General features: G+C 59.6%; 10 protein-coding genes and 1 riboswitch. Of the genes, 7 read left to right on the forward strand and 3 right to left on the reverse strand.

The features are described from left to right. Position 1: 1 nt before the first annotated feature. Positions 2 to 214: riboswitch (cobalamin riboswitch) on the forward strand. Positions 215 to 311: 97 nt separating this feature from the next. The 4 genes from ACP7CZ_RS00160 (at position 312) to cobM (ending at position 2,422) form a co-directional block, all read left to right on the forward strand. Beyond that, positions 312 to 500 (forward strand): CbtB domain-containing protein, encoded by a 189-nt coding sequence (locus ACP7CZ_RS00160; RefSeq protein WP_003190735.1) that lies wholly within the window; start codon positions 312 to 314, stop codon positions 498 to 500. 11 nt (positions 501 to 511) lie between these two features. Next, the gene (locus ACP7CZ_RS00165) at positions 512 to 1,216 is read left to right on the forward strand and encodes a CbtA family protein (protein ID WP_072448423.1); all 705 of its coding nucleotides are present in this window, start codon (positions 512 to 514) and stop codon (positions 1,214 to 1,216) included. After that, positions 1,213 to 1,605: a cobalamin biosynthesis protein gene (locus ACP7CZ_RS00170; RefSeq protein ID WP_072448421.1), complete on the forward strand. Its 393-nt coding sequence runs from the start codon at positions 1,213 to 1,215 to the stop codon at positions 1,603 to 1,605. The genes ACP7CZ_RS00165 and ACP7CZ_RS00170 overlap by 4 nt, the downstream gene beginning before the upstream one ends. A gap of 70 nt (positions 1,606 to 1,675) precedes the next feature. Continuing rightward, positions 1,676 to 2,422 (forward strand): precorrin-4 C(11)-methyltransferase, encoded by a 747-nt coding sequence (cobM, locus tag ACP7CZ_RS00175; protein ID WP_294164520.1) that lies wholly within the window; start codon positions 1,676 to 1,678, stop codon positions 2,420 to 2,422. A 210-nt stretch (positions 2,423 to 2,632) separates the two neighbouring features. Here cobM and nfuA read toward each other — a convergent pair whose 3' ends face one another. Next, positions 2,633 to 3,217, reverse strand: coding sequence for a Fe-S biogenesis protein NfuA (gene nfuA / locus ACP7CZ_RS00180; RefSeq protein ID WP_003190728.1), 585 nt, complete (start codon positions 3,215 to 3,217; stop codon positions 2,633 to 2,635). A gap of 3,759 nt (positions 3,218 to 6,976) precedes the next feature. On the opposite strand from nfuA, the gene ACP7CZ_RS00185 reads away from it, so the two are divergent. Then, entirely contained in the window at positions 6,977 to 7,783 is an 807-nt protein-coding gene (locus ACP7CZ_RS00185; protein WP_371262631.1) for an SET domain-containing protein, read from the forward strand. A 17-nt stretch (positions 7,784 to 7,800) separates the two neighbouring features. Here the strand turns inward: ACP7CZ_RS00185 and ACP7CZ_RS00190 are convergent, their stop codons facing one another. Together ACP7CZ_RS00190 and ACP7CZ_RS00195 are read right to left on the reverse strand one after the other, a co-directional pair. Continuing rightward, positions 7,801 to 8,823, reverse strand: a complete 1,023-nt coding sequence (locus ACP7CZ_RS00190; protein WP_054897511.1) for an acyltransferase family protein — start codon at positions 8,821 to 8,823, stop codon at positions 7,801 to 7,803. Positions 8,824 to 8,905: 82 nt separating this feature from the next. Continuing rightward, positions 8,906 to 11,197 carry a fatty acid cis/trans isomerase gene (locus tag ACP7CZ_RS00195; RefSeq protein ID WP_054920825.1) on the reverse strand — a complete coding sequence of 764 codons (2,292 nt, stop codon included), beginning with the start codon at positions 11,195 to 11,197 and terminating at the stop codon, positions 8,906 to 8,908. Between the two features lie 167 nt (positions 11,198 to 11,364). Between ACP7CZ_RS00195 and metH the strand changes: the two genes are divergently transcribed. Continuing rightward, entirely contained in the window at positions 11,365 to 15,075 is a 3,711-nt protein-coding gene (gene metH / locus ACP7CZ_RS00200) for a methionine synthase (protein ID WP_054897509.1), read from the forward strand. A 138-nt stretch (positions 15,076 to 15,213) separates the two neighbouring features. Continuing rightward, on the forward strand, positions 15,214 to 20,058 hold the full coding sequence (locus ACP7CZ_RS00205) for a dermonecrotic toxin domain-containing protein (RefSeq protein ID WP_294164545.1): 4,845 nt from the start codon (positions 15,214 to 15,216) through the stop codon (positions 20,056 to 20,058). The last annotated feature ends 49 nt before the right edge of the window (positions 20,059 to 20,107 follow it).

The raw sequence follows: 20,107 nt of genomic DNA on the forward strand, positions 1-20,107 counted from the left end.
TCCTACACGCCTTGTTTCGGGTGCCCTTCACAGGGTGAAACGGGAAACCGGTGCGTCATAGACCTATGACCAGTCCGGTGCTGCCCCCGCAACGGTAAGCGAGCGAAGCGTCACGGCCACTGTGCTTTTGCATGGGAAGGCGATGCTTTCAGGAGGACTCTTTCAAGAGCCGCCCCTCGCAAGCCCGGAGACCGGCCCGAAAAATTCAGATAACAAACCCGCGGTGGGCGGGCGCTGTTCAGAACCCTGCGTGCCTGGCGCGTGGGGTTTTCATGCGCTCGTTTCACCCTGACACCTGAAAGGGACGCGCCATGTCGATCATCAGCAGCACTTCGCACACCGCTACTAGCACCGCCACCCTCAGCCAACGCCTGACCGCCGCCATCGGTGCGTCGATACTCGGCGCGTGTTTGGTGTATTTCGCCGGGTTCTCGCATATCGAGGCGGTGCACAACGCCGCCCACGATACCCGCCACAGCGCCGCGTTCCCGTGCCATTGAGAGCTGCCGACATGATCAAGCGTATTGCGCAAACCGCAGGGTTCACTGGGCTTTTGGCTGCCTTGCTGCTGACCCTGCTGCAAAGTTTCTGGGTGGCACCGCTGATCCTGCAGGCGGAAAGCTTTGAAAAAGCCCCGCCAGCCGCTGAAGTGGTGCACGAGCACGCCGCTGGCGCTGCTGCCCACAGCCACGATGCCCAAGCCTGGGAGCCGGAAGATGGCTGGCAGCGTGTGTTGTCCACCACTGGAGGCAACCTGGTGGTGGCCGTAGGCTTTGCACTGATGCTCGCCGGCCTCTACACGCTGCGTGCGCCGACCCGCACTGCCCAAGGCCTGCTCTGGGGCCTGGCCGGCTACGCGACCTTTGTACTGGCACCCACCCTGGGCCTGCCGCCGGAACTGCCGGGCACTGCGGCGGCTGACCTGACGCTACGCCAGACCTGGTGGATCGGCACCGCAGCCTCCACCGCTGTAGGCCTGGCGCTGATCGTGTTCGGCCGCAACTGGCTGTTGAAAGGCCTTGGACTGGCGATCCTTGCCGTACCCCACGTCATCGGCGCGCCGCAACCTGAGGTACATTCGATGCTGGCCCCGGAGGCGCTCGAAGCGCAGTTCAAGATCGCCGCGCAATTGACCAACGTCGCCTTCTGGCTGGCCCTGGGCCTGATCAGCGCCTGGTTGTTCCGCCGCAACCGCGACGACCAATACTCGGCATGATGCTGGTTGTCGGTTTGGGCTGCCAGCGTGGCTGTGAGGTTCACAGCCTGCTGGCGTTGCTGGACGGAGCCCTGGCCTCGGCAGGCATTGATCGCTCACGCATAACTGCGCTGGCAAGCATTGATCGCAAGCGCGATGAACCTGGGCTGCTGGCGCTGGCCCAGCGGTTGAACCTGCCCTTGCAGTGCTTCAGCGCCGAGCAACTGGCAGGCTATGAGCATCGGCTGAGCCATCGCTCAGCGCTGGCTTTTGCCCACACCGGCTGTTATGGGGTGGCCGAAAGCGCCGCCCTGGCCCTGGCCGAGCACCTGTCCAACGGCCCCGCGCTCCTGCTGATCACCCGCCAGAAAAGCGCACAGGCCACCCTTGCGTTGGCCTGCGCGGGCTAAAATCCCGATAATTGCCGCTTTTGAGCATGAGCCGTGTTCATGCTCACCCGTTTCTGAACAGGACTTCTCCATGACCGTCTACTTTATCGGCGCCGGCCCCGGCGACCCGGAATTGATCACCGTCAAGGGCCAGCGGCTGATCCGCAGTTGCCCGGTGATCATCTACGCCGGCTCGCTGGTGCCCGCCGCCGTACTGGAAGGTCATCAGGCGCTTCAGGTGGTCAACAGTGCCGAGCTGCACCTGGAACAGATCATGGAGTTGATCAAGACGGCCCATGCCAAAGGCCAGGATGTGGCGCGGGTGCACTCCGGCGATCCCAGCCTGTATGGGGCGATTGGTGAACAAATACGCCATTTGCGTGAGCTGGGCATCCCTTTCCAGATCATTCCAGGGGTCACGGCGGTCGCGGCGTGCGCGGCCTTGCTGGAGACCGAACTGACCCTGCCGGACATCGCCCAAAGCGTGATCCTGACCCGTTACGCCGATAAAACCAGCATGCCCCCCGGTGAAGACTTCGACAGCCTGGCGCGACATGGCACCACGATGGCGATTCATCTGGGGGTCAATCATCTGCAGAAGATCGTTGCTGAACTGTTGCCGCACTATGGCGCAGACTGCCCGATTGCCGTGGTACACCGTGCCAGCTGGCCGGATCAGGATTGGGTGGTCGGTACGCTGAGTGACATTGCCCAGAAAGTCGCGGCGAAGGGGTTTCGGCGGACAGCGTTGATTGTGGTGGGCTGGGTGTTGTCCAGTGACAGTTTCAGCGAGTCGTCGCTGTACCGCGCAGGGCATGCGCACCTCTACCGCCCCTGAAGCAATGCGAACAACAATGTGGGAGCTGGCTTGCCTGCGATGGCGGTGTAACAGTCAGCGGGTCGGATGACTGACACACCGCCATCGCAGGCAAGCCAGCTCCCACACTTGATCTGCTTTGTCAGATATATCTTGCAACTCTCTGAATTTAAATAATAAAAAACGGCGCTCACGGGGCGCCGTTTTTTATGTTCGCAGTGAACACCTTGCTCAGTAGTAGGCGTTTTCTTTCTGCGTGTGGTCGGTCACGTCACGTACACCCTTGAGCTCCGGAATGCGTTCGAGCAGGGTGCGCTCGATACCTTCGCGCAGGGTTACGTCCGCCTGGCCGCAGCCTTGGCAGCCGCCGCCGAACTTCAGTACGGCGATACCGTCATCCACCACGTCGATCAGGCTCACCTGGCCGCCATGACTGGCCAGCCCCGGGTTGATCTCGGTTTGCAGGTAATAGTTGATGCGCTCATTGACCGGGCTGTCGGCGTTGACGTTCGGCACCTTGGCGTTGGGGGCCTTGATGGTCAACTGGCCGCCCATACGGTCGGTGGCGTAGTCGACCACGGCGTCGTCCAGGAAGGCTTCGCTGAAGGCGTCGATATACGCGGTGAAGCTTTTGAGCCCCAGCGCGGTGTCTTCAGGCTTTTCTTCGCCGGGCTTGCAATACGCGATGCAGGTCTCTGCGTACTGGGTGCCGGGCTGGGTGATAAAGACGCGGATGCCGATACCCGGGGTGTTCTGCTTGGACAGCAGGTCAGCCAGGTAATCGTGGGCGGCGTCGGTAATGGTTATGGCAGTCATGGAAACTCCTCACAGGCTTGCCCGCAGTTTACGCCAAATTATTACGCAGGTACAAAGTCCTAGTATTTTTGTCGGGAAAGACTTGTCTCTGTTGACCTGACGCATCGTGACACCTGGCCATTTCTGCGAAAACCTGTGCCTACCTATATAGCCCCCCCGCAAAACCCGGCTCAATAGAGTGAATCCTCTTCGACTACGGATTGTGAGGATTGAATGAATAACGCGTTGCAGAGTTTCTATTTCAAGGGTTTGCCGGAACAGCAAGCGCATCTGGACCATCTGATTGATTTCGTGACGGCACAAAGCTCGCTGACGGCATCCGCCGCCGAGGTGTACTACTCCCCGCCGCACAACAGCGAACTGCATCGCGAATGCAAGGAAGCCTTTCGTGTCTTGGCAAAGCTGGAAGCCGATGAAGACTTTCAGCAGTTCTTGCGGGAAAAGCCCGAACCAGATGCTTCCATTCTCGGCCGGGACTTTCTTTACGACCTGCTCTCCACCATGCTCAGCAGCGTGCGCGCACCGATACCCGACCCTGCCGAGACGTTCAGCATCGCCGACCATTCGGTGATCCTGCGCCATATACCCACCTATTGGTACATCGACGCCGACGTGTTGCTGGATATCAACCGGCGTGTGGGTAACGGCCTTAAAAGTGATGGCTCGGTGCGGTTTGACCTGGTGCTCAAGTATTACTCGATCATCCCGTCACAGCCCAAAACCCGCGAACAGTGGAAAGCGGTTCTCGCTGGCTTGCAGGAACACCACACCCTGAAAAAACTCGGGCACGAAGGCGACCTCAGCGATTTGCAGCACTTGCTGGATGCGCCCGCCGACCAGAAAATCAAGGAGGTTATCCGCCAGATCGAGACACAAACACGTCAATCGCTGTTCCGTCATGTATTGCCCGAAACATTTACCGCCTCACAGCAAGACATGCTCACCACCACCCCCACCGTGCTGCTTGAGCAATTGCTCAATAGCCCCGATAACCTGGCGCTGGGCGAACGGATCGCCAAGGCCTTGGACTGGTATGGCAGCCAAAAGGACGAAATCTGCCCAGACCCGGTACGGGTGAAATTACTATGGCGCGCGCTGTGGCTGACGATCATCCCCAACCCCGACTCGCCGGTGGATAACGAATTGAAGTTATTCATCTCGCCAGGGGCATCTTATAAGGCGATCCGCCAAAACCTGATCAGCCGCTATCACCACGACTTGTCGATCAGCACTGACGCAGCGCTATTGGCCGTGTGCGTGATCAAGGCCAATGTCGCCAGTGAAGTGTGGGTGGCCGATATTCCCGATGACCTGCCCTACGCTGCAACCAGTACCTGGGTCAATTTCAGAAGCGGCTTTCTGCTGGCCGAAACGATTGCACCTGGTTCATCGCGCCACATGAGTTTCGAACAATTGCTCAACCTGGCGGCGGAACACTTTCGCGCCAGTGGCGATGACATCAAACAACAGGCACTGGTCGCAGCGGCCAAATTGGCCCCCACCGTGCAATGGGCACAGGCCAACGGCCTGATCGCCAACCGATCGTCGGGCCACTCCCGCGACGAGCTCACCCAGGCCGTCACTGCACTGGAGCAGCATGAATATGAGATGTTCAACGCGGTTCAGAACCTCAAACTCAAGCTGCCCAGCCGTTGGCGCTTTGCCTCGGACACGGAGTACGACAAAGCCTTTCACGAAGCCCTCCAGGTGCCGAGAAACGCCTATAAGACCTTAATCCAATCACTGCTTGCCCACCTGGGCAGCGCGACTCTGAATGTGGATCAGGACGAGATCACCGTGTATTCATTAAGAGAAGCCCTGAAAAAGGTGCCCATCGAATATGAAACCAAAGCCAAGACCGATGCCATTCGTTACCGGACAGGTTTTATCCTACGCATCGTCAAGCCCCGCTCGCCCTTCCATGCCATTTACATCGAGGTATTCCCCTTCGCCGGTCTGCTGCGTCGACGTAAAGACCTGCAAAGCCTACCGCTGAACGGCAAAGTGGTAGAGCTACGCGACGCCATGAGCTGGTGCAAATACCGATTGGCCACCGACGTGCCATTTGATCGCGAGGCCTACCGCGAGAACAAAGCGCCCAGACCAGGCAAAAAAGCCGAGTTGATCGTTGAACAAGTCGGCGAGACACTGCCTGCCATCGACGCAGGGCCGCGTATCCAATCGTTCGCGCCCAACACGCTGTATGCGCCGCGCAGTGAAACCCTGGCGAGCATGATTGCCCGCGAGCTGTTTTTCTGCGACGAACAGGCCCTGCTGGAAAAAACCCGTAAAGCCACACGGGAAGTAGACATCCCCGCTGAGGTACTCGAAGACTTGGCGTTCTGGGGCAAGATATTTGTGCCGTTCTGGGGCGGCATCGACGACATCGCTTCCGGCGATCCTCAGCGCATCAAATCCGGCGTCGCCAGCCTGTTCATCGACATCGTGGCTTTCGCGCTGCCGGTGGGGCGGTATGTGGCTGGCTCGACTCGCTTGCTCATCCAGGCGGGTAAAACCGGGCTACGCCTGGCATTGCCTAAACTGGCGAAACTGACCGGAAAACTGGTGATCGCCACACTCCAGGAACTCAACCCCCTGGCCGCCCTACCAAGCCTGCTCAGGCTCGCGCGCTTTGGTTTGCTCAAGCTGGGCCACAAACTGATGCGCCATGCACAACGGGGTATCGCCCAACTGCGAGATGGGGCGATCGCCGCAAGGCATATGCGCTCGGTCGACCCTGACAGCTGGAAGCCGCTGCAGGCGGGCGATCAACTGTTTACCGTGGACGGCTTCGCCAATGTCCCAATGCGCAACGTCGGCAGCCTCGAGGCGCCGGATTATCGCTTGATCGATACCGCGTCCAACCAAGCCTTCGGGCCGCGTTTTAGAGAACCGATCACGGTCATCAGCAACAGCAGCCCGTTGATCCGTCAGTACGCGGTTGACCCAGAGTTGATCAGAGGCCTCAAGCCCGACGCGCGCGGTATCTTCTCCCGGGCGGACTACAACCAGAAGTTCATCTGTAATGTCGATGACAAGGGCAAAATCGCGGTGTACCAGATCCGCGACAACTCCTATGGGTTCATTCAGGAGGCCGCCACGAGCGCCGACAACAGCTTTTCTATCGTGCTGGTCAATCCGAGGACCAACCGGGATTTGTCGATCACGCTGTCGTCGGTGGAACCCGGTCATTGGTATTCAGGCCCGATCAAGCTCACGGGCGGCGCGCCGGATGCGCCAAGCGTTGTAACGCCCTCAGTGCTGTTGAAATGGACCGAAGCCAGTGAAGACGCCCTGAAAAAAACCATGGACAAGTTCGTCAGCACTTACAACCTGGACCCCAGCGCCTTTCGGCAGTTCGTCAACAGCCGCAACACCCTGACACCTCGGGGGCTAAAGATGCTAGACCGCGCGGGAACCGCCCGCACCAGCGTCACTTACGAGCATATGGAGCACTGGAGCAAGGCGTCCCAGCGCGAGCGCAACAACCTCACCCTTGAGGGCTTCGCCGCCGACCATAACCTGGACCCGGTGGCCCTTGCCGAGCATGTAAACCTTGATGGCACCTATAGAGCGGCAGGCAAGGTACTGGCCAAATACGCCAGGGATGAACAATTCGACGACCTGAAACCCGAACACCTGCAAGAGTGGAACAAGCACTACAACGCCCCCAATTCAAGGGTGTCCATGCACGCATTTGTCGAGCAGAACAACCTCAATCCGGTTATCTGGAGCAACTACGTCAATGACAATGGCAGCATGACCCGCGCCGGTAGAGAAAGGTGGCTGTTCGGACAAAGAAGCCCGCTGGACGAGCCTGTGGCCAGGAAGCGGCCTGCGCCGCCCACCGCAAGCAGCTCAAAACGTCCGCGCCTGGAGGACGACACCGCAACCACGCGGCGCCGATCCACTTCAATCACCGCGTCTTTTGATCATAAAATCAACAATAATGCGCCAATTCTGCAAGACCCCAACGACGTCAGGCGCAGCTTGACCCTTGAACTTGAAGGTCCGTTGCAAAACATAGAGATCACCGACGCCAACCAGTTTTTTGACGAGTTCACAGGGCTGCAACACGTCGAAGTCAAAGAGGCTGCAACCAAGAGTATCCGCGACTGGATCTCTAAAGAAGGCAACCATCATCGCAGACTCGATCGACTGCTGGAGGTCAGGAAACTGGCCGAGGGCCCGGAGCGTGGCCTGTCGGTGGTGGCCCGAACCGATATAAAACGTTTTGATGTCATTGGGCCGTACACCGGCAAGGTGCACTTGAATCAAGCCTCGCTCAATACCGAGATACTGGAAAAAGGTGAAGCGGCCGTCGGCACGTACTTATTCCAAACCCACACTCATGGCGCGACTATCAGCGGCCACGGTAACAGCAATACGCTGAGCCTGATCAATGCGGTCAAGGTGCCCAACCTGCCCGACGTTGGCATCGAAAATGTCGGCGCCCTGTACGTAGGCAAATACATGGTGTTTATAGTCGCTTGGCGGGACATCCCTGCCGGGACCGAGTTGCTGATGGACTATGGGAAAGCCTACTGGAAGTACGTGAGGCCCTGAGCCGCCAAACAGCAGTCCTAATGCTTTTGCCTTATGGGTAACGCATCATCAATGCCAAACCAATGTTTGAGCCTGCGATGCGTAGCCTGCTCCAACACTTGATAACTGGCCAAGGCGCCCAGCGCAATGACGGCGATGCACACCGGTATCATTGCGTAGGGGTCTATTGCCCTGTGTTCGATGGCCCAGCGCCCAGCACACAGCACCAGTACGTGAAGCAGATAGACCGAGTAGGAGCAGTCCCCCAGCAGTTTTATCAAGCGCGAACCATGGAAGTAAGGCTCCAGCGCCACACAACTGATCACTAACACGGCGCTGGGCACTCCCCATTCCAATACTCGGGGTACATCCGCGCCGTGGTAAATCGCTGCCAATGCCGCGACGACACCCAGCAACGCCAGCCAAGGCCTGGCTCGGCACAGACCGCGGCGGTAAAGTATGCCGATTGCCATGCCCATGAGAAATTCCAGAGCAATGTCATTACGGTAAAACCCATCGGCCAAGTCAAAGGCGGGGCCAATGACGTAGCACAGCAGATACAGCAGTACCGCCACCACCCAGAGCCTATAGGCTTCACGCACCAGCAGCGCAACAGCAAACAGGCAGTAGAACAGCATCTCGAAATTCAGTGTCCAGCCCACATCCAGCAGTGGATACACGCCGTAGCCCGCCGGGTTTTGCGCGGGAATAAAGAGCATCGACAGGAGCGCATGACCCAGTTCTAGCTGAACGTCTGGAAACATCCAGGGCATGACCGTGACCAGCACAGCCAAAAGCACGGTATAGAACCAGTACGCCGGAGCAATCCTGGCCACGCGCATCAGCATGAAGCGCCAGGGCGTGAGCGCTTTATCGGCGCTCGCGAGGAAAATCACCAAGCCACTGATGACGAAGAATACGTCCACCCCGGCGCCGCCCTTTTCGACCAACAGGTCCTCGAAGGCGTTGTGGGCCTCGAAGTTGAAAAACAGCTGCATGACATGGTGACCCACCACCACCCATGCAGCCAACGCGCGCAACAACTGCACTGAAATCAGCATCGGCCTACCCCTTTCCAATCTGTAGGTAAATATCCGACTGCTTCAGCCCCACATGGAGAAATGACCGGATCAATGCACTTCGTTATAGGTTCTCATAGCGGTTCATGTCCAATACACCCTCTTCCACCGGCGTGGTTTCGCGGATGTACTGCGACAAGTCGTGGAAATACTGCCAGAACAACGGATGGCTGCGCCGCACACCCCAGCGGTCGACGATTTTCTCGAAGCTCTTGGCGTCCTTGGCCTGCTCCATCAGCGCGACAAACTCAGGCACTTGCCGGGCCGGTATATTGAACATGAAGTTCGGGTAGCTGCTGAGCACGCCAGGGTAAATGGTCACCGTGTCCAGGCCCGGCTGATAGCGATACGCCTCTCCCAGCAGGAACGCCACGTTACTGTGGGCACGGTTGCGCAGCAGGCTGTAGACCTCGCGCTTGCCGCTGGCAGTTTCGATGCGCAGCATCGTGGCTTCGGGCAATTGCTCGATCACCTTGAGCCCTGCCGCCGGCCGCGAGGTCAGGCGGCTCAGCGCTTGTTCGGCATCCTGCAAGGCCGGGTCGATGCCGTCGCGGGAGCAGAACGCGCCGCTGCAGCGGTTGATCGGGTCGGGGCTGGCGTTCAAATGGCCGTAGCGGGTCAGCAACTGGTTGGCGAAGTCACGCTTGGGGTCTTTTTCGCTCAGGTGCAAACCACTGGCCTTGTCATCGTCAATCGCTTCGTAGTCCAGCCACAGCTTGAGCTTGCCGCTGTTCTGGTACCAGTCGTCCATGAAGTCTTCGCGGGTGTCGGCGGGCATCAGGCGCAGGAAGTTCTGCTCGGCACCGTTGCGGATCAGGTCGAAATACAGGCGGGTCTGGGCCTGGTGCGAGACGTTGCCAAACACATCGAAATTCACCGCCAACTGGTAATAGGTGCGTTCCAGCAGTGGGTAGTCGAACAGCCACATCGTCTGCGGAACCTCGCCAATCAGGCCCTTGGTCACCGAGGCGCTGTCGAAATGGCGGAAAATGCTCAACAAGGCATTGTCATTGCCCGCCCACAATGTCGACCAGCTCGGCGCCGGCAGGTCTGCATAGTTGTCACGGCGCAAGGCTTCGTACTGGTTGCGCTTGTCGCGATAGGCCAGCCACAGGCTCAGCACACTGCCCACATCGTCATTCTGCCCGGGCATGGCCAGCAACGGCGTGGCCTGGCCGCGATAACGCGCATCGGTGACGTACAGATCGTGGTCGGGGTCCTGGAACAGCGTCCAGAAGTTATCGCGGATCACGTCCGTGGCGATCTGCCCACGGCACACCGGCCCGCGAATGAAAGTACGCACGAAGTACTCAGCGTTATCGAGCATGAATTGGTAACGCGCTTTAGCCGGGATGGCTTCGAATGTCGCGAACGGGTTGGCGCGGCTGCCGGGGCCGTAGCCTGGCAAGGCCGTGACTTGCCAGTCGGCGGCGTAGAACAATGCCTTGATCCGCGCCATCTTCGCCGCGCTGAAGGGGTAAGTGATGTGGGTTTTATGCACGACCACGCCCTGCACCGGCCACAGGCGGTAGTACACCTGGGTGCCGGGGTCGTCGTTGGGGCGACGGGTGGCGATCAGGTCAATCGGCTGGCCACTGGGCGTACGCGAACGCACCCACTGGAAATAATGCCCCGGCTCGCCGTTCTCGAAATAGATATGCGCCAGGAACAAATGCTCGAACAGCCAGCGCGCCACCAGGCTTTCCCGGGCGCCCGGCTGGTTGAACAGGTTTTCCCACTGTTGCACTTGCAACGCTTCCCTGGCGCTCGGCGCCAGGCCCTGCTCGTCAATCGGCGCGCCGGAGGCCAGCCAGCGTTGCAAAGTCTGGTACTGCTGATCGGTCAGGCCGGTGACCGCCAGCGGCATGCCTTCCTTGGGGTGAGCGCCGGCATAGGCATTGAACTCGCCGGGCGTTGCGCACATATTTTCGCGGTTGAGCCCCAGCACAATGTTGTCGGGCAGCTTGGCATTGGGCGCCAGCGGCGCGTTGTGCCCCAGCTCCAGCATGCGCGCCATCAGCGCAGCCTGGCTGCCCTGGGCGTCCAGCACCGAATAGAAGCCCTTCTGCTGCCACGCCTGCTTACCGAATGCGTCATAAAACAACCGCGTAGTTGGCGTGGCCTGGCTGCGCTCGCCGTCATACACCGGCATTTTGCTTGCCCCGCGTGCGGCGCCCTCGGCGCTCCCGAGGTTGAGCTGGCAGGCGGAGTCGTAGCAGGCGTGGCAGGCCACGCATTTCTCGGTGAAGATCGGTTGGATATCGCGGGTATAGGAAATCGCCGAAGCGGGACCCTCTGCCTGCGCAGTACTGGCTATCAAGGCCAGGACGGCGCTGACGATCAAACGAAGTGACATGTATCGGGTCCCGATTCAAGGCGTGCGGTCTGTGAAATGGCGGTGATTCTACCGGGCCATGACCCCCAGCAACATGAGCGATATTCATGCACAACCCGGACATGCTCCAAATCGGCACAGGTTTGCTATGATTCACGCCCTCCGTAATGCCTGACCAGAGTAGTCCCATGCCCGATCGTAGCGCTCGCCTGCAAGCCCTTCACCAAGCCCTCAAGGAACGTATCCTGATCCTGGACGGTGGCATGGGCACGATGATCCAGAGCTATAAGCTCGAGGAGCAGGACTACCGTGGCAAACGCTTCGCCGATTGGCCAAGCGACGTCAAGGGCAACAACGACCTGCTGGTGCTGACCCGCCCGGACGTGATCGGCGGCATTGAAAAAGCCTACCTGGACGCCGGCGCCGACATTCTTGAAACCAACACCTTCAACGCCACGCGTATCTCCATGGCCGACTACGGCATGGAAGAACTGGCCTATGAACTGAACGTGGAAGGCGCACGCCTGGCGCGCAAGGTGGCCGACGCCAAAACCCACGAGAACCCGGCCAAGCCGCGTTTTGTCGCCGGTGTACTGGGCCCGACCAGCCGTACCTGCTCGCTGTCGCCGGACGTGAACAACCCCGGCTACCGCAACGTGACCTTCGATGAGCTGGTGGAAAACTACACCGAAGCCACCAAGGGCCTGATCGAAGGCGGCGCCGACCTGATCCTGATCGAAACCATCTTCGACACCCTTAACGCCAAGGCCGCGATTTTCGCCGTGCAAGGGGTGTTCGAGGAACTGGGCGTGGAACTGCCGATCATGATCTCCGGCACCATCACCGACGCGTCCGGCCGTACCCTGTCGGGCCAGACCACCGAAGCGTTCTGGAACTCCGTGGCGCACGCCAAGCCGATCTCGGTCGGTTTGAACTGTGCCCTGGGGGCCAGCGAGCTGCGCCCCTACCTGGAAGAGTTGTCGAACAAGGCCAACACCCACGTTTCGGCGCACCCCAACGCCGGTCTGCCCAACGAATTCGGCGAGTACGACGAACTGCCGTCAGAAACCGCCAAGGTCATCGAAGAATTCGCCCAAAGCGGCTTCCTGAACATCGTCGGCGGTTGCTGCGGCACCACGCCGGGGCATATCGAAGCCATCGCCAAGGCCGTGGCCGGTTACGCGCCGCGCCCGATCCCGGACATTCCCAAGGCCTGCCGCCTGTCGGGCCTGGAGCCGTTCACCATCGACCGCAGTTCGTTGTTCGTCAACGTCGGCGAACGTACCAACATCACCGGCTCGGCCAAGTTCGCCCGCCTGATCCGCGAAGACAACTACACCGAAGCCCTGGAAGTCGCCCTGCAGCAGGTGGAAGCCGGCGCCCAGGTGATCGACATCAACATGGACGAAGGCATGTTGGATTCGAAGAAGGCCATGGTGACCTTCCTCAATCTGATCGCCGGCGAGCCGGACATCTCCCGCGTACCGATCATGATCGACTCCTCCAAGTGGGAAGTGATCGAAGCGGGCCTCAAGTGCATCCAGGGCAAGGGGATCGTCAACTCCATCAGCATGAAGGAAGGCGTAGAGCAGTTCATTCACCACGCCAAGCTGTGCAAGCGCTACGGCGCGGCAGTGGTGGTGATGGCGTTCGACGAAGCCGGCCAGGCCGACACCGAAGCGCGCAAAAAAGAAATCTGCAAGCGCTCCTACGACATCCTGGTCAATGAAGTGGGCTTCCCGCCGGAAGACATCATCTTCGACCCGAACATCTTCGCGGTCGCCACCGGCATCGAAGAACACAACAACTACGCCGTCGACTTCATCAACGCCTGTGCCTATATCCGCGACGAACTGCCGTATGCGCTGACCTCCGGTGGCGTGTCCAACGTGTCGTTCTCGTTCCGCGGCAACAACCCGGTGCGCGAAGCGATCCACTCGGTGTTCCTGCTGCATGCGATCCGTGCGGGCCTGACCATGGGTATCGTCAACGCCGGCCAGTTGGAGATCTACGACCAGATCCCCGCCGAGCTGCGTGACGCCGTCGAAGACGTAGTACTCAACCGCACACCCGAGGGCACCGACGCCCTGCTGGCGATTGCCGACAAGTACAAGGGCGACGGCAGCGTCAAAGAAGCCGAGACCGAGGAATGGCGCGGCTGGGAGGTCAACAAGCGCCTGGAACATGCGCTGGTCAAGGGCATCACCACGCACATCGTCGAAGACACCGAAGAGTCGCGCCTGTCGTTCGCACGCCCGATCGAAGTGATCGAAGGCCCGTTGATGTCGGGCATGAACATCGTTGGCGACCTGTTTGGCGCCGGCAAGATGTTCCTGCCCCAGGTAGTGAAATCCGCCCGGGTGATGAAGCAGGCGGTGGCGCACTTGATTCCGTTCATCGAGCTGGAAAAAGGCGACAAACCCGAAGCCAAGGGCAAGATCCTGATGGCCACGGTCAAGGGCGACGTGCATGACATCGGCAAGAACATTGTCGGCGTGGTGCTGGGTTGCAACGGCTATGACATTGTCGACCTGGGCGTGATGGTGCCGGCGGAGAAGATCCTGCAGGTGGCCAAGGAGCAGAAATGCGACATCATTGGCCTGTCCGGCCTGATCACGCCGTCCCTGGATGAAATGGTGCATGTGGCCCGCGAGATGCAGCGCCAGGATTTCCACCTGCCGCTGATGATCGGTGGCGCCACCACCTCCAAGGCACATACGGCGGTGAAGATCGAGCCCAAGTACAGCAACGACGCGGTGATCTACGTCACCGACGCCTCCCGCGCCGTGGGCGTGGCCACCCAGTTGCTGTCCAAGGAATTGAAGGCCGGTTTCGTCGAGAAGACCCGCCTGGAATACATCGACGTACGTGAGCGCACCTCCAACCGCAGTGCGCGCACCGAGCGCCTGAGCTACCCGGCGGCAATCGCCAAGAAGCCGCAGTTCGACTGGAGCAGCTACACCCCGGTGGTGCCAACCTTTACCGGCGCCAGGGTACTGGACAATATCGACCTCAACGTCCTGGCCGAGTACATCGACTGGACGCCGTTCTTCATCTCCTGGGACCTGGCCGGCAAGTTCCCGCGCATCCTCACCGATGAGGTGGTAGGTGAAGCGGCTACCGCGCTGTATGCCGATGCCCGGGAAATGCTCAAGAAGTTGATCGACGAGAAACTCATCAGCGCCCGTGCGGTGTTCGGTTTCTGGCCGACCAACCAAGTGCAGGATGACGACCTGGAAGTCTACGGCGACGACGGCCAGCCTATTGCCAGGCTGCACCACCTGCGCCAGCAGATCATCAAGACCGACGGCAAACCGAACTTCTCCCTCGCCGACTTCGTCGCCCCCAAGGACAGCGGCGTGACCGATTACATCGGTGGGTTCATCACCACCGCCGGCATCGGTGCCGAGGAAGTGGCCAAGGCTTACCAGGACGCGGGCGATGACTACAACTCGATCATGGTCAAGGCCCTCGCCGACCGCCTGGCCGAAGCCTGCGCCGAATGGCTGCACCAGCAAGTGCGTAAAGAACACTGGGGCTACGCCAAGGACGAGCAACTGGACAACGAGGCGCTGATCAAGGAGCAATACAGCGGCATCCGCCCTGCCCCCGGCTACCCGGCGTGCCCGGATCACACCGAAAAAGCCCAGCTGTTCCAACTGCTCGACCCCCAAGCCCGCGAAATGCACGCTGGTCGCAGCGGCGTGTTCCTCACCGAGCACTACGCAATGTTCCCGGCGGCAGCGGTCAGCGGCTGGTATTTTGCCCACCCACAGGCGCAGTACTTCGCCGTGGGCAAGGTCGACAAGGATCAGGTCACCAGCTACACGGCACGCAAAGGCCAGGACCTGAGCGTGACGGAGCGTTGGCTGGCGCCGAATCTGGGCTACGACAACTGAGGTAACGCTGCTAGTGGCTGCGGTAACCGTTTACCGCACCTACGATGACTCAATGCGATTTCCTGTGTCGGACCGATTCTCGGTCCGCTGAACCGGCAGCTCAGCACAACCGGTTTTATACAGGAAACGCATGTCATCATGACCGAACCCAATACTCCCTCGTCAAACTCAGCCTTTCGCCAACTGCCCGCCCAGGCAGTGCATGAGCGCTTCGCTACGCGGCCGGCGCTGTATTCCGTCGTCTTCAAGGCATTGCGCAGCCGGATGCTGGAGCACTACCCGTCGCTGGACCTCGACTGGCTTGCGGTCAAACTGGCCAGCCCTCAGCCCAATGGCGAATACACCTACCCCGCACTCATGGAGGTGGCTGTCGCCCATGTACTGAACCCACAGTTACTTGACCTGCGCGCCGTACGCGAGCGTCCGTACTTCCTCACGACACAGCCCCCCGCCGCGCTCAAGACCGGGGATGGCCAGCCGCTCGACATGCAGGTGGTCGCCCAGATTCTTGACGAATTTCCCGCGTCCCTTTACTTGTACATGCAACACGATCTGGCCGACTACTGGAGCCAGGTCGACAATCATGGCAACAGCCGCTGGCAGTGGCTTGCAGAGTTTCTCAATGGTCAGATGATTGCCACTGCGGCCAGCCAGTCACCGCTGAGCGACGTGCAGCGCGATATGCTGGCGGTAGTCGCCGCCTGGCCAGCGCAACGTGAGCGCCTGCCCCGTTCCTCACCCGCCACCTATGTATATTTCATCGAGAGCACCCTCACCCGCCTCGGCAAGACGGTGCGGGTATTGACCCCGGACCTGTTATTGGTACGCGATAAACAGGTGTTGCTCTACAGCGTAGCCGGCGCAATCCAGGCGTTTGATTCCCTGGAGGCGTTCAGCCAGGCCTGGGGGAGCAGGATGCAACGCGAGTTTCAGTTCGACAGCCTCACTTGGCAACGCAACGAAACTGCCGCCAACGTGTTTGAACAACAGGCCGGGCTGATCCTCAACCAACAACTCGAAGACCTGGCAGCCCTATCGTTCCAGGGGCAAGACGAAAAAGAACTCGATCAACGCCTGGACATGATCACCAACCCGGCCAGGTATTTTACCGACATCAAGTTGCCCGACACCGAGCGCCTTGGCACTGTGAGCCAGCAACTGCCGCAATGGCTCAAGCAAGCCGAGCCCGCGGATCGTTTCGCCTATCACCGCCACTTGCAGGATATGGCGCATGTTCTGCAAAAAAACCAGGGGCGATCGTTCAACGAGGGTATTGAAAACATCCACACATTCAGCCGCAGCGCATTGCGCAAGCAGATGCAAGCCGATCACGGCGATTTCGACCCTGATGCGGTGCTGTTGGACTTTGCCGTAGCGGCAGGTTATCCGGGCGGCGCGGGAATCATCGAGCACGTGCGCATGTCGCTGACGGAGCTGGCCCTGAAGAATCTGGCCGGCAAGCCCAAAGGTACGTTGAAGCTGTCTTCCACAACAGCCACGCCACTGCCTGGCTGGTTGAATGAAGACTATCTGATGGGCAGCAACGGCCTGATCCAGCGCGTCGATATCGGCACCACCTACCCTAATGCCCTCAAAGATCTGCTGCTGTCCGATACCGTCGAGGCGCGTCGCCGCGAGTTGCTGTTTACTCGCGAACTGAAGGCTCATCTGCCGATGCAGGCGCTGGAATTCAAGGTCCGCCAGCAGCATGGCATGACCGTGACGGGTTATCAGTATGTCAAGGCGCTCATGGGAGAAACGCCTTCGCTCAGACTCGTCAACGATCAGGAAATCGTCCTGCGCCCCCTGGCGTTGTGCCGTAAAGCCGGGGCCACGCCGGACGAAGTGAATAATATGTTTATCATTGAGCCTCGCGACTCCCAGGTCGGCCCACACTTGCTGTACCGACCGCTGTACGCCGAGTCCCTCAACGAATACCCCACGCGCCAGGCGCTGCTGGAGGCCATCGCCGAACCGGGTGCGTTGCAGGACAGCGTGCTGACCTGGCTATCGGACAAGGCGCGCCCCATCTATGCACACGGCGGCATCAAAGAGCCGCACATCATCCGTTTCTTGCCCGGCGACGAGTTCAACCGACCCGAGAAACCAGCGCCCGCGACCCTGGCCGTCGATGACGGCGCCGGTGAATGGCTCCAGTCCCAGCTCAACGGCCAACTGCCCAACCATCTGTTTGGCAGCACCGCACGGGCACTGGTCGACCTGGCGGACCGCGAGTCGATCTCCAACACCGAAAGCCGATGGGCCATTGTGATGGAGGGTGCCTGGCTGTTGTTCAATACACTGCTGCTGCCCTTGGTACAGGGCCCAGCCATGTTGGCCGGCTGGTTCCTGGTGCTGGTTGCCAGCCTGGAGCAGGACTTGGCGGGCCTGGACAGCAACGATCCCACCACCCGCGAGTTGGCGCTGATTGATCTGCTGCTCAATACTGCGATGGTGTTGCTGCATGGCGCATCGCCTTCTGCCAAACCGTTGTCGCCACCGAGTGCAACCGACAGCGCGTTGCGCCTTGAAACCTGGCGCCGTGCACCAGGCCTGCTGCCACCACAGGATGCGCCAGTGATACGTTCTGGCGCAGTGTCATTGCCGGGAGAACCCCCGGCATCAGGCCACACCGCCCTGGACTTCATTCGCTCGCTGGCAAGCCCACACGCAAGCGAACGACTGAGGGCGATGCTGGACATTAATGTGCCATGGCCTGAACCCTTGCCGACTGCGCAAGGCAGCGGCCCGCTCAAAGGCCTTTACCGCATAAATGGCACCTGGCACGCCAGCCTCGGCGGGTTGCTGTTCCAGGTCAATGTGGTGCCGGGATTCAACGAGGTCTATCTGGTACACCCGCAATATCCGCAACACCCCGGTTTCAAGCTGATAAGCGACCACCAGGGGCACTGGCGCCTGGACACTCACGCCAGGCTGGAGGGCGGAATGCCCCGGGAACGCTTGAGTAAATGGCAGAAGGAACGTGCCGAAAAACTGGGTGTATTAAAGGCCGAATTGCAAGCACTGAATGCCGAAATATTCTCGCTGATACCCACTTCGCTTTCGCTACAAAGCACTCTGAACGCAGCCCGTGCCCAACTTGTTGAACAAAGCAAAAGCCTGCGCAAGGATTGGTTATTGCTGGCCAGTTCCGCGAACATACCGAAGTTGCACGCAGAAGTTCTTATCCGTCATGAGAAACGGCGCGTCGCGGCGGCCCAAGCCAGGACGCAGTGGAATATCGCCCTCGATAACTTCCAGCAGTACGGCCGCGAGGTAATGACGCTGATGAAAAAAGTCGAAGCCAAGACCAGCGAACTGATGGCTGTCGACAGGACTGACCCCACTTATGTAAGGGAGCGAAACAGGGCAAGCAAAAGCAATTTTGACTTCTGGGCAGGCATCTACGAATCGGTGTCGCAAAAAATGGCAGACGCCCTGGAAACCGATCGTGGCGAAACCGACGCTGAACTCAGCGCCCGCGCATCACGGGAGCTGCCGCAAAACATCAGCGGCGCCTACGACGACTACATCATCACCAAAAAACGCCAGCTTGCCGCGCTTACGGAAATGGTCGAGCCCGCTGAAAAGATCGAGACGTTACTCAAAGAGGCAGACCCGGCCCTGCGCCAGATACTCTTGCAAGGCAAGCCCTCTGATCAAAACATCCGCTCGGTCGCGATCAAACAGCACGCCCTGCTGGTGTTCATGGACTTGGTGTTCAATCGCATGAATGACTCGCGCAACCCAACGGAATTTCCATTCGTACGCGAGCTGACCGACAAGAGAACCGCAACCAGCTTGATGGCGCATACGGAAATGCTCACCACTACCGGCTATTCGGCCCGAGAGCAGATAGACGTCCTCAAGGACGTTCTGGAGCGATATGAGCAATTGGAAAACGCTGTCACGTCGCTGGCTGAAATGAATTCCGGCTTCATTCGCGAGGAGCATCGCCAACCGTTTCTGGACTATCTGGCTTATGCCCGCACCAGCCTTGAGGCGCAGTTGGCCAATTTGATTCTGGTGGAAGAAGGCTTCGCGCCACTGCCAACGCCCGAGCGCATCACACGGCAGAAAGCACCGAACCGAAGAGTGATCAAGACCCGTGACCGCAGGACCCTGGTGGGTGAAGTGCGCCCTACCCAGCGCGACACACCGGGTAACTTCGTCGATATCAAGGACCCGCTCACCGGAAAAACCCTCGCCACCTACCTTGAACACCCCGGCGAAGGTGTATGGAACGTGGTTGAAGAGGTCGGGCCCTCAGCGCCCGCGCCGACGGCAATCAAGCGTTCGCTGAAGACCATAGAAGCACAGGCGCAAACCGTCAGGGACGAGCGCACCGGCATTGACAGCAGCATCGCCTTCCAACAACGAAAGTTACGCGACCCGGGCCGACTGGAAAGCCTCGATCCCCTTGAGTGGGATGTGATACTGACCCAGCACGCAGCGAAGTTCACAACCCTTGCCGAAGAACTCCAGCGCGATCACGCCAACGATCCCGGCGCTCGCACGTTGATCGATCAGTACCGCAGCCTGGCGGCCGAGGCAACGCAACAGGCACGTGAGCGTTGCAGCGAAGGGTACAAGTTGCAACGCCCCAAAGCCTCCCACGTCGATTACTTGTGGAAACACGGTTTTGTCGATATCAACCTGGTGAAGAGCCGCGTGCCGTTGAAGGCCGGTGACTTTCTCACCGAGTATGCAGTACGCGATAAAAGCAAAATCAGGGCGGGTATAAAGGGAAAGGACAATGTTTTGTGGTACGCGCATTTTCATTATTCGGCCGTCGATCAAGCGCCCTCCCAACCTGATTTCGGTCACCTTAAAACCCCGAGTGAACAGCGATATACGCGCCGGGAACTGATTGAACAGGCGCGTGCCGACAACCGCGCCGTGGTCAACCTGGAGAAAGCCGAGATCAAGCCACCGCTTGATCAGCGGCTATTCCTGGGGTTGGAGGTACTGGCTTCCAAATGAGCCTCGACAGACTGTCTATACTCTGCATGAGAACCTTGTTGACGAGGGG

Source organism: Pseudomonas sp. DWP2-2, from assembly GCF_049897065.1.
GTDB classification, from domain to species: Bacteria; Pseudomonadota; Gammaproteobacteria; order Pseudomonadales; family Pseudomonadaceae; genus Aquipseudomonas; species Aquipseudomonas paracarnis.